Here is a 12,847-nt window from a genome sequence, read left to right on the forward strand (position 1 = left end):
GTTTTAAAGAGTACCCGGATTGTATCGTAAATAAATATACTTAATAAAGAGCAGTTTTTTCTGGCAACTCAGCTTTAAGACTCACAAGTCAAGTTTTTTAAGGCACTTTACCCTTTTTCTTAGGTATATTACCAAGATTTTTCTTGGCCAAAACTTTACACAAATGTCACTTTTATTAAGTTGGAATTAATCTAATATTGAAGATGAATGAATATTGGCTATGGCTAGATTAGGATAAGTCACAAAACTTGGTTCACATAGTTAATAATAACTAATAGCTCAGTAGTTGGTAATTGGTAATAGCTAATAGGAAATAGGTGAATTTTTTCTAATACCAATTTATGATTACCAATTACCAGAAATATATTGTCCGGAGGAAAATAATATTATTTGTGTGAAGGGGGAAATAATGCCCCCTAGTAAAAAAATCTTTTTTCGTCAGTATGCTCCGTTATTTTTGGGCATGATTACCACATCAATTGTTTTCAATATAATCCATAAGTCCAACCAGAGAGTCCTAGACTTGACATAATGCAAGTCGATTTGTACTCGTCGGGGATAGGGAATGTCATTCCTTCCTGAAACTTGCCATAATCCAGTAATTCCTGGTCGAATTGTTAGAACTTGTTCGATGTGATCACCATATTTTGGTAATTCTTCTGCTACTAAAGGGCGCGGGCCAACAACACTCATATCCCCTTTTAAAACATTCCAGAATTGGGGAAACTCATCCAGGCTGGTAATTCGTAAAAATTGACCAATTTTAGTAATTCTGGGGTCTTTTTTGAGCTTAAAACTACTTTCAAATTCCTGTCGCAACTGTGGCGATGTTTCCATCATTTGCATGAGGACTTCGTCAGCGTTGCTGACCATTGTCCGGAATTTAATACAATTAAAGGGTTTGTAGTTTTGGCCGATTCTTTCTTGGACATAAAAAATTGGGCCTTCTGAGCTTAAAGCAATCAGCGAGGCCAGAATTAAATAGACTGGTGAGAAGAGGATCAACACCAATAAAGAAAACACAATATCGAAAAGTCTTTTCGCAAACTCTCCGTTGATACCTTGCAAAGACAAACCTTTGGGTTTGATTTTAGGTGTCTTTGTTTTTTGACCACGCTTGACTGTAGAACGCATAGACGAGCTAGCATCTTGCCGTAAGCGTCGTTTGCCGGAGAGGAGTGAACTCTGGGCAGTCATCATACTCCTTAATAATCCACACCACACATAGTCCCAATCTTAAAGCCAAAAGGATGTGCTTCTGGGGTTAAATTGCCAAAAGCATACAAAAGAATTACAAAAAATTCTGCCTAACCTGCTAAATTAGGCTTTTGTTGATGGCACTGGTCTAAAAAATCTAGATAGCGCTTGGCAAAGTTTTGCGGGGAAAACTCAGCAGCGTGCGATCGCATATACTCAGGGTCAAGAGCATCTTGATACATTTCAAATTTTTCTACTGCCTCCACCAAAGCTGCTTGAGTTTGCATTTTAAAAAATATACCTGTTCCTGTATCTTTATAAGATCGTACATCCCTAACTGTTTCCGTGGCACCTCCGATACCATAGGCAATTACCGGAGTACCACAAGCTTGTGCTTCTACTAAAGCTATACCAAAATCTTCACAGGCAGCATAGACAAAAGCCTTGGCTTTGGCCATATACTTTTTGACTACATCATCAGGTTGCCAACCTAATATTTGGATATTAGAATTAGCTAGCTGGCGAATCTGTTTCATTTCTGAACCTGTACCAATGATGACTAATGGCCGTTGCAATTGGTTAAACGCTTTCACAATTAGGGATACCTGTTTATAACTCACCAATCGGCAAACTGTGAGATAAAAATCCTCTTTGTGAGGTAAAAATGGAAATTCTGCGACATTCACCGGCGGATAAATAACTTTGGCTTCTCGCCGATAGCAGCGCCATATACGCCTAGCTGTGTAATGGGAATTGGCAATGAAGTAATCTACTCGATTGGCGCTTAACACATCCCATTGGCGTAAACGATGTAATAAGTATCGAGTCACCCATCCCGCAACACCACTGCCCATTGGGCTGGAACGCAAATAATCAAAGGTTAAGTCCCAGGCGTAGCGCATGGGACTATGGCAATAGCAAATATGTAACTGGTCAGCAGTGGTTAATACGCCTTTGGCAACAGCATGAGATGAGGACAAGATTACGTCATACTGGCGCAAGTCCAATTGTTCGATTGCCAGGGGTAAAAATGGTAGATACTTTTGGATACCATTACGGGCCGAGGGAAAGTGCTGGAGGAAGGTCTTGCCAATCTGACGTTGGTACAAATAACTTTCAGGATTGTTAGACTCAAAGTCGATGAGAGCGTATAAATCGGCATCGATATGATGCAGAATTTCTTTGACAACGAGTTCTGAACCGCCGGTGGCTTTTGGTGTCAGCCACTCATGAACAAGAGCATATTTCAATGGCACAGCTAACTAACTTTAAGGTGTAGAAATTAAAGGAGGCAGGAGGCAGAGAGAGGGAGTAAGCAAGAAGCAAATTAAACCCCTCCAGCCTTGAAGCCACGGAAAAAATTACTCTATGGGAAACTGACTTTTAAAGTCAGGATTTTTTCAGGTCAAATTTCCCTTTACAAGCAAGAAATGGAAAGCGCTTCAGATAAAAAATACAGACGTACTTCTGTGAGGGGAGGTTCCAGAAGGATACAACAACCTGATAACCTCAAATCAGGGATTGGGGATTGGGTACTAGGGGTTGAGTAAGGGAATAATATTTTCTTTATTCTTATGTCTTTTCCCAGTCACCAGTCGCCAGTCTCCCCTTCGGGGTTCGCCAGTCGCTAATGGGGGAAACCCCCTACGTACCCGTCACTGGCTCACCATTCCCTCAAAAACATAGCAATGGGTAATTTATGCGAATTTTAATAATGGGTGGTACTAGGTTCATTGGTGTCTATTTGACGCAAATCCTGGTTGAACAAGGACATGAGGTAGTACTTTTCAATCGTGGTAATCGACCGTTACCAGCTTTACAGGGAGTAGGACAAATTATAGGCGATCGCACGGATGCCACGCAGCTCAAAGAAAAATTATCAGCAGAAAATTTTGATGTCGTTTTTGACAATAACGGCCGGGAATTAACAGATACTCAACCCCTGGCGGAGATTTTCCAAGATAGAGTGCAGCATTTTGTTTATATGAGTTCTGCGGGGGTTTATCTCAAATCTGACCAGCTACCCCACATAGAAGGAGATAAGGTAGACCCCAAAAGTCGCCACAAGGGTAAGCATGAAACTGAAGCTTATTTACAGCAAACAGGATTACCCTTTACTTCGATTCGTCCCACCTACATTTACGGCCCACGCAACTACAATGATTTAGAAAGCTGGTTCTTTGATAGGATTGTACGCGATCGCCCCCTGCCAATTCCAGGTAATGGGTTACATATTACTCAGCTAGGTCATGTCAAAGATTTAGCAATGGCGATGTCCCAAGTGATTGGTAATAAACAGGCCATTGGGCAAGTGTATAATATCTCTGGTGATCGCTATGTCACGTTTGATGGTTTAGCTCGTGCTTGCGCCCAAGCCTTGGGAAAATCAGCCGATGATATTAAAATTGTCCATTACGACCCGAAGAAATTTGATTTTGGCAAACGCAAAGCCTTCCCTATGCGAGTGCAACATTTCTTTGCTTCGGTCAACAAAGCACAGACAGAATTAAATTGGCAACCCCAATATGATTTAATTTCTGGGTTGGCTGACGCTTATGAAAACGATTATGTAGCAAGTGGACGCGATAAATCAGAAATCGATTTCTCTGTAGATGAGGAGATTCTCAAAGCTGAGAGTTGAGTCATGAGTGCTGGGTACTGAGTAAGAATTTTTTCTCTGCTCCTCTACCCCCTCTTTGACCACTCATACTAGTTCGGTCAAAAACGATAACATATTTAATTTCAACTAAAAAACTATAAAATTGATAATTACGAATTACCCATAGATGTTACTCTAAATCACTTAAAGTTTCAGGCAAAGAAGTTTTTTTCTCATTAGCAATATTGCGTTCGTACCAACTCATTAATGGCGTAGCAGATATGCCATGTATAACGACAGAAACTACAATCGTAGTGTAAGTTATCCAAGCTATTTCTTCGCCAACTCCATCTTTCAAACCATGACCAAAAGCATAGGCAAGATAATATAAGGAACCAACACCACGAATACCAAACCAGCCAAATAACCAGCGAGTAGCAGGATGGAAGTGGCGGCGATGGGATGCTAAAGGACGTTTGCCAATGGTGCTAATCCAGGCTCCAACAGGTCGAATAATTAAAAAGAGGAAAATAATTACTATCAAAGACTGATAGCCATAGTTAACTATTGGTTGCCATAGTAATATGGAACCTAATAATAATATTGTGCCAACTTCTAAAAGCTTTTCTAGTCGTTCAATAAACTCTAATTGTGCCAGTGGTCTTTCTGGATTTCTATAAGTATCTTGAAAAACTAATCCCGCAATAAATACTGCTAAAAATCCATAACCGTTGACAACTTCTGTTAGAGAATAAGTTAACAAAATTGCACTGAGAGCCACAAAGTCTTCCATCAAGGCATCGGCAGAACGGCGCTTCTGGATTTTTTGGTCAATCCATACAATAGCTTTAGCAACAACAAAACCCATAATTAATCCAGCAGCGATCGCCCAAATTAAATCAATGACCACCCACTGCTTAAACCAGGTATTCCAGTTGTCATCTTTAATAGCAAAAAGTCCAAAATAGACAAAAGGAAACGCTAAGGCATCATTTAACCCACCTTCAGAAGTTAAACCAAAACGTAGCTCATCTTTATCGTTAATATCTGTTAGTTGAACTTCTGATGCTAAAACTGGGTCAGTGGGTGCAAGAATAGCTCCTAATAAAATTGCTTCGCCCCAATTCATGGCTAAAAATAATTTAGCGACAATTGCTATAGCAAAAATAGAAATGGGCATTAAGAAACCAATCAGGCGTGCGGTAATATCCCACACTCTACGTCTCCTGGGATGGATAATTTTTAATCCACAGCTAAAAACGGAAATAATGACAACAAATTCTGTGATTCTTTCCAATAAATCTGCATTAAATACATCATCTCGCCGTAATTGTATCAACCCAAAGCCATAAGGACCAAGAATGATTCCCACTAAGAGATATATCAAAGCAAAAGATAAAGGTAACCGCGCAATCCAACCAGAACCTAATGTAACGATAAGCAAAAGTAGCCCAATTACAAATAGGTCAAGAATATAAATATCTATCATATAAATGATGTATAAAGAATCTGGATGGCTAGGCTATTTTAGAAGCGATCGCCTATTTGTATAAATGATCTACAGATAGATATCATGAAGATGACTTATATTAATTTCTACTTCTGCTAGCTTAGTTAGGATCGTGCCGAAAGGAGCATTTGTTATGAAACTTCCAGATAGTCCAAAGATACCAAGATTTATGCAGCTAGTGCAGTGGATTTATCAGCCATTGCAACTAATGGAAGCATCTGCCAAAGCTCACGGGGATTGTTTTACACTATGGCTGACAAACAAACGACCAATAGTATTTTTGAGTAACCCACAAGCAATTCAAGAACTTTTTACTACTCCATTAGAACAATTAGACGCTAGAGGAACAGCCCAAGTTTTACAACCTTTACTAGGAGAAAATTCTTTACTGTTGCTGTCTGGAGAAACTCACCAGCGTCAGCGTAAGTTGTTAACGCCGCCTTTTCATGGCGATCGCATGAGGGCTTACGGCGATATCATTACTAACATCACCCAAGAAGTCATTAGTAAATGGCAATTAGGCGAACCCTTCTCTGTGCGCGACTCCATGCAGGAAATCACATTGCGGGTAATTTTACAAGCTGTTTTTGGTTTACGTGAGGGAGAACGTTACACCCAACTACAAAAACGCCTCTGTGACATCTTAGATTTGAGTGGTTCTGCCTTACGTTCTACCCTATCCTTTTTGCCTGCATTGCAGATAGACTTAGGTAGTTGGAGTCCTTGGGGTCACTTCTTGCGTCAAAGAGCTGCAATTGACCAACTACTTTACGCCGAAATTCAAGACCGCAGAGATCATCCAGACCCATCCCGGACTGATATCCTGTCCTTGATGATGGCGGCGCGGGATGAAAATGGTGAAGCCATGACTGATATCGAGTTGCGGGATGAATTGATGACGTTGTTAGTCGCAGGTCATGAAACCACCGCCTCAGCTTTGACATGGGCTTTATACTGGATTCACAAATTACCGCAAGTACGAGAGAAACTTCTGGCTGAGTTAGATAATTTTGGTGACAATGGCGACGTAAATGAAATTACTCGCCTACCTTATTTAACGGCTGTCTGTCAGGAGACACTACGCATTTATCCCATTGCGATGGTGACCATCCCGCGTATTGTCAAGACAACTTTAGAAATTGGTGGTCATCAATTTGCACCAGGAACAATGCTTGTAGGCTGCATTTATTTAATGCACCGCCGACCAGATTTATATCCCCAGCCGCAAGAGTTTAAGCCAGAAAGGTTTTTAGAAAAGCAGTATTCATTATATGAATATCTACCATTTGGTGGCAGTAACCGTCGCTGTGTGGGTATGGCTTTTGCCTTGTATGAAATGAAATTGGTTTTGGCAACAGTATTAGCAAATATGGATTTAGCATTAGTTGATAACTATCCAGTCAAACCCACCCGGCGCGGTGTCACCTTAGCACCCTCCGGCGGTAAATGGTTAATTGCTACGGGACAACATCAAAAAGTCAAAAGCCCTGTAGAAGTATAGTTAATTGCCACAGCGATCGCCTATATTATTTTCCCATAGAGCGATCGCGCCCCAATCAATACTTTAATATCTCGCACAGACGGCGATCGCTCTCTGTGACATGAGTGTTATTCTCTAGATAATCTTGTAGCCAATTGCAACCACGCCGGAGTAGTTGGTCTAAATTTTCTATCGGCCATAATCTCACGGTGCGATCATCAGAAGCTGTGGCAATATACTGATCATCAGGACTAATACTAATACTTCTGACTGCACCTTTATGTCCTTTAAATTGTGCTATTTGCTGTCCGTTAAGATTCCATAACCGAACGGTGCGATCGTCGGAACTAGTGGCGATATACTGCCCATTATGACTAAAAACGGCACTTTTCAGGGGGGCTTGATGTCCTCTAAATTCTGTGAGTATTTGCCCATCCAGAGTCCACAACTTGGCTGTATGGTCTTCCGAAGCAGTCACCAGATATTGACAGTCAGGACTAAAATTCACACTCCAAACTGTACTTTGATGCCCCAAGAATTGCCCCACCTGTTGTCCCTGGAGATTCCACAATCTAGCTGTACAATCATCAGCCGCAGTGGCAAGATGCTCTCCATTACAACTAAAACTCACATATCGCACCCATTTATCATGCCCTTTAAATCGCATCAACTCCTGACCATCAAGACTCCATAATCTAGCCGTCAAGTCAGAAGAAGCAGTAGCGATATGCTGGCCATCAGGGCTAAAATTCACACTCCAAACTGTACCTTGATGCCCTGGAAATTGCTGAAGCATTTGCCCTGTAACATCCCATAATCGCACCGTCCGGTCAGAGGAAGTAGTAGCAATGTATTTACCATCGGGGCTAAAACTCACACTCCAAACTTTTCCTCGATGTCCAAGGAACTGTAAAAGCTCCTCACCTTGAATACTCCACAAACGTACCGTCCGGTCATCAGAAGCCGTAACGACCTGTTGCCCATCAGGGCTAAAATCTATGCTCCTAACTGTACTCTGATGTCCTCTAAATGGGGGGAATTGCTGCTTGTTTAGGTACCACAATCGGACTGTGCGGTCAGAAGATGCAGTTGCAATATATTTACCATCAGGGCTAAAACTCACACTCCGCACGTAGTCCTGATGTCCTGGGAATTGCTCTAGTTGCTGACCATTGAGATTCCAAACCCTAGCGGTGCGGTCAGAGGAAGCTGTAGCGATATATTTACCATTGGGGCTAAAACGCACACTCCAAACCACATCTTGATGGCCGCGAAATCGGCTTATCTGTTCCCCGGCTAGGTTCCATAATCGGGCTGTACCGTCAGAGGAGGCGGTAGCAACATACTGACCATCGGGGCTAAAACTTACATCCCAAACACAATCTTGATGTCCTGGGAAGCGGACAAGCAATTTACCCTTGAGGTTCCATAACCGGACTATTCGGTCATCAGCAGCTGTGGCAATGTGTTTACCATCAGGGCTAAAACTGACACACCAGACGGTTCCTTGATGTCCGGAAAACTGCGCTAGCTGCTGACCGCTAAAATTCCATAACCTAGCTGTGCGGTCATCAGAACTAGTGGCGATGTACTTACCATCAGAGCTGAAACTCACACTCCGCACATAGCCCTGATGCCCTTGAATTTTAGCTAATTGTTGACCCCTAAAGTTCCATAACCTGGCTGTCCGGTCAGAGGAAGCAGTCGCCATGTATTTGCCATCAGGGCTGAAATTGGCACTCCAGATTGTATCTTCATGCCCTTGTAATGAAATTAATTGCTTGCCTTGGAGATTCCATAATCTGGCGGTACAGTCATCAGAAGCCGTAAGGATATACTCACCATCAGGACTAAAACTGACGCTCCTGACCCAGCCTTGATGCCCTTGGAACTGATTACGCTCTTGGATATTGTCTAGAATTGTCTGCAAAGCTAGTAATGGACTAGTTGCTGGGTATTTTGCCAAAGAGCGACCATCTTTGACTAAAGCTTGCAAAGCTTTTCCACTCCGCATTGCTGACATAAGGGAGTCTAATTGTGCAAAATCAAACTGACGTAAAGCGCTGACTCCTTCCTGTTCTAAGGTTGTCCCTGCTTGTACTTCTCTGAGGACAATTTGTTGTTTTTCTAGTTCTGCGTTGACTTGAGTTAGTATGGTTTCTACCCGCTCTAGCTCTTGTTCAATCTGTTTTCTTTGTTCCCGTTCCTGTTCGAGTTCTGCCAATAACTCATTTCCCTGCTGTTGACGAATGAACGGGACTAAATAATCATGTACTAATTGATAGCGATCTGCTGGTACTTCTGGTAAAAGTAACACTAATCCAGATTTCACAAAAATTTCTAAGATTAAATCTAATGTTTTTACCTCTGGTTTTAAATCTGATGCCAAATCAGTCCGAGTTTTGAGAGGACGAGTACCGTTTTCGTCTGTGAGTAAATATAGTACTAGGCGCGCCATTTGTTCATTTTCAGAACCACAATTTCTAATAACTGTTTCTAAAAACCTTTCTACTAATTTTTCTTTAGTACCAAACTGACAATATTTTGCCAGAGTATTAATTTTTTCTGTTTGCATTTGCGCCCCCACAATCTGTAATTCAATGGGTCGCACTTCCCCAAATTGGCATGATAAATCTTCAACTAGCTTATCTATGAGTTTAGGTTCTAGGTAAAAGTGTGTTTTCTCTGTCAGGTTTTGAATAATAGCTTTGGCATCTGCTGGGGTAAAATTACCCAAATAATAGCGAATATTTTTATCTAAAATATTATTATTAATTGACCCCAAATTAAATAATCGTTCTAACTCTAGTAAGTAATGTAAATAATCTTCCCGCAACGAAAGTACAATCTTGACAAAAGGTATATCCAAACAAAAGCGTAAAAACTCGTAAAATGCTTTTCTGCTAGCTTTATCTGTATAAACGAAGAAAAATTCCTCAAATTGGTCAAAAATTAACACTGTTAACAGATGGCGCTCAGAATTTTTCTGTAATTGCTCTCTAATGGCTAGGGCTGAATTAAGATCATGAGATAACTTATAGCCTCTAACTTCTTCAACAGCTTGTGCTAAGTTTTGTCCTAATGTTCCTACCCAATCTGTATACACTCGTAACAATAGAGGTAAAGCATCACGTTCAGCAATCGGCTTTTCTTGCAAAGCGGGTATTAAACCAGCTTGTAAAATAGAACTTTTACCCACACCTGATTGACCATGAATGACAGTCAATTTATGTTCAGTGCTACTAATCCTTTCTCGCAAACGTTGAACATCCTTTTCTCGACCAGAAGCAACTATTTCTTGAGCAATTGTTCCCTTTCTGTATACTTGTAATTGGGCAGGATTAATCGCCTGAAGCTGGGGATTAAGATAAGATGCACCAACAAAAGCACGAAAACCATACTGTTGTTCAATTTGTAGTTGCTCTTGTTTAATTTGAAAAGCTGCTAAATATTGACTTTGCTCAAAGTAGACGTTACTTAACATCTCTAAAATATTAATATAAAGTCTGGGATTATAGTAAGCACAAGTTTCATTTTTAGCTGCCAATAAATTACTAATAGCATCAGTATTCTCATTTAACTCTTTTTGAGAACGGGCTAAAATAAATAGATATAAACTCCGTTCAGGGACTTTTTGATTTGATATATTCTTCAGTCTTTGTAATGCTTTTTGAGCAAGTTTTTTAGCTTCATACCATTGAAAACTTTCTAAAGAAACTTCAGCTAAAAATCCATAAGATTGGGCTATTTTTAGCGATTGTCCATAATTTTTATGTAGTTTCAATGATTTATGTGCTAGGTTATATAAATCTGGCCAAGCATTTAAGTTTCTTAATACCTCTCCTAACGTATTAATATACTTAGCGATTAAATTATCAAAGTGTCCTTTTTCTAAAATTGCAATACATCGCTGAAGATATTTCCTAGCTTTTTGGTAACAGTCCTGATTATCTATCTGATTCTTCTGCGCCTGTCTCACATAAGTCAAACCAATATTAAATAGTAATATTCCTTGCCGTTTCAAATTATGATTTTTTTGCCAAAAATCCAAACTATCTTGATAATGAGCCAAAGCAGAGTCTGTATTATCGTATAAATAATCATGTAAACCCCGGACAAACTCCAAGTTAGCTTGGATTACTTGATTTAATTCTCTACCTCGGTTTTGTAAATCTTGAATTCCTCGATTCAATTCCCAACAAATTTGTGGATTGGGAATTAAATCACCTATAAAAACTTCGTCAGTTTTTTTCTGAATAAAACTAATTAATTCATTAGTACTACTTTCAAATGCAATAATAGTTGCCCAATTTTCTAAATCGGTAGCTAATCTAATAAACTTTTGGAGAACTTGGTCATTAACCCAGATAAGTATGGGGAAGGGAAAGTTTTTCCTAAACTCTTCTCTGACTCGGTTAGCCGCAGTCAGCACAGTATCAATGTCTTTAGCTGACTCTAAGCCAAAGACAATCAATGCGGGTGGTTGTTCATCGCCTAATTGTTCATTTATGTTGGTGTACAGTGTTTTTACTGTTTCTGGTAAAGTGATTTCATGTATTTTGATTGGAGAAATTTGGTGTAGTTGTTGGGTAATGCGTTTACGCAAAGCCGCGTAATTACAACGCAATAATATTAAAGAAAATTCTCCCTGGGAAAAAGTAATTGCCCTGACCAAAGTTTGTAACGACTGCTCATTCTCAGGGGTTAAGTTATGGGAATTAGGTAGATTATTCATCTTATGAACAAGACAACATCTTATAATTTAAAGTCTTTGGCTTCTGCCAAAATCGGATTAATATCAAACCAAGAACCGTCCTCATCCCGGTATTCAAATACAAACATACTGGGAAGCAAAAGTTCATATTTTTCATGACCCCTCAGGCTTTTATCTTGCGCTACTTGGTAAAGAACTTCCCATTCATCAGGGGTAATAGCTAAAGAAAGTTCATTACAGCGTTGTTTAATTACCCTGTCTAAACATTCCCGTGAAATGGGCGGGTCTTCTTGTTGAAGACAGCGAAATAATATCATCAGCAGATTACGCAAATGACCACCACTAACTAAGCACAGTCTATCTAAGGTTTCAGGGCTGTCAAAAACCTCTGTAATTAACGTTTGGTTTTGTTCCCAACTTACCCCAGGAAACGCCCTGGCCATGACCATCTGTTGCAGCAGGTTAATTCCCTGGGCAAATTTAGTACCGTTCTGAAGTTTTACAGGTACCATTGGCAGAACTTTGGGGTCAATACCAAAGCGATTTGTTAATCTACCTAAAGCATTGGAGAATATTAAAACTAAGGGAATTGTATAAACAACATGGCAGCTTAGTTGGTTTAACTGTTCGCCGCGTTCTACAAATAAATATTCAGGCTGGATTTGACCTGTAGGCTTCAATGAATTATCAATACGGTCAAGATTGTCAATAATGACGACTAATCCTTTTTTACCTTGCAACTTCAGTTTAGCGATCGCTGGTTGCAGTAGTTCTTTATTGATAGACTCTAAAATGCCATTGGTGCGTGGTTCTAGATATTGCCGTAATTGCGATCGCAGTTTTGGACTATCTTTAGTTTTAGCGGTAATTTTGCCAATACCTACAGATAACTCCGCTTCTACGCCAATATCTAGCGGTGTTTGCAAAAAACCGACGATTTCTGTAAACAAATTTTGGAAGTATCCAGGTTTGAGGTTAATCTTGATTGCCTCTAGACTTTGACTCACCTCACGGGCTATAGCTAATAAAATATCTGTCACGTCTACATCAGCCATATCCAGGCTTTGGCTAGACTCAAAATACACCACATGAAATCCTTGCTGTTCTAACTCTGATTTCAGGCGGAGTAATTCCGTTGATTTCCCACAACCAATATGACCAGTAAACAACTGACAAGTAGGTTCATCTGGGGAAAGTCTGGTGATAGTTCGCCCTAATTCGTCAATAATCTTGCTACCCCGCACTTTAGAGAAATCAATGTAATATTGTCTATCCTCCGGTTTGCTGACAGCCAAAGTTTTGCTAGGGTTGCACGCCTGAAAAAACCTGATTAAATCTAACTTCATG

Annotated in this window: 7 protein-coding genes; 2 read left to right on the forward strand and 5 right to left on the reverse strand. The window is 40.2% G+C overall.

What is annotated here, in order from left to right:
• Positions 1–438: 438 nt before the first annotated feature.
• Together GSQ19_RS15810 and GSQ19_RS15815 are read right to left on the reverse strand one after the other, a co-directional pair.
• Positions 439–1,197 (reverse strand): undecaprenyl-phosphate galactose phosphotransferase family protein, encoded by a 759-nt coding sequence (locus GSQ19_RS15810; RefSeq protein WP_010998957.1) that lies wholly within the window; start codon positions 1,195–1,197, stop codon positions 439–441.
• A gap of 110 nt (positions 1,198–1,307) precedes the next feature.
• Complete coding sequence (locus tag GSQ19_RS15815) at positions 1,308–2,453, reverse strand: glycosyltransferase (RefSeq protein WP_011318889.1); 1,146 nt, start codon at positions 2,451–2,453, stop codon at positions 1,308–1,310.
• Positions 2,454–2,896: 443 nt separating this feature from the next.
• Here GSQ19_RS15815 and GSQ19_RS15820 point away from each other — a divergent pair, with 443 nt between their 5' ends.
• A complete protein-coding gene (locus GSQ19_RS15820; protein WP_011318890.1) occupies positions 2,897–3,838 on the forward strand; it encodes an NAD-dependent epimerase/dehydratase family protein in 942 nt (313 codons plus the stop codon).
• Between the two features lie 148 nt (positions 3,839–3,986).
• Here the strand turns inward: GSQ19_RS15820 and GSQ19_RS15825 are convergent, their stop codons facing one another.
• Positions 3,987–5,285 (reverse strand): cation:proton antiporter, encoded by a 1,299-nt coding sequence (locus tag GSQ19_RS15825; protein WP_011318891.1) that lies wholly within the window; start codon positions 5,283–5,285, stop codon positions 3,987–3,989.
• Between the two features lie 154 nt (positions 5,286–5,439).
• Between GSQ19_RS15825 and GSQ19_RS15830 the strand changes: the two genes are divergently transcribed.
• Complete coding sequence (locus tag GSQ19_RS15830; RefSeq protein ID WP_011318892.1) at positions 5,440–6,807, forward strand: cytochrome P450; 1,368 nt, start codon at positions 5,440–5,442, stop codon at positions 6,805–6,807.
• A 55-nt stretch (positions 6,808–6,862) separates the two neighbouring features.
• Here the strand turns inward: GSQ19_RS15830 and GSQ19_RS15835 are convergent, their stop codons facing one another.
• Positions 6,863–11,521: a WD40 domain-containing protein gene (locus GSQ19_RS15835; RefSeq protein ID WP_011318893.1), complete on the reverse strand. Its 4,659-nt coding sequence runs from the start codon at positions 11,519–11,521 to the stop codon at positions 6,863–6,865.
• Positions 11,522–11,541: 20 nt separating this feature from the next.
• The gene (locus GSQ19_RS15840; RefSeq protein ID WP_011318894.1) at positions 11,542–12,846 is read right to left on the reverse strand and encodes a P-loop NTPase fold protein; all 1,305 of its coding nucleotides are present in this window, start codon (positions 12,844–12,846) and stop codon (positions 11,542–11,544) included.
• Position 12,847 lies beyond the last annotated feature (1 nt).

The organism is Trichormus variabilis 0441, assembly GCF_009856605.1.
GTDB classification, from domain to species: Bacteria; Cyanobacteriota; Cyanobacteriia; order Cyanobacteriales; family Nostocaceae; genus Trichormus; species Trichormus variabilis.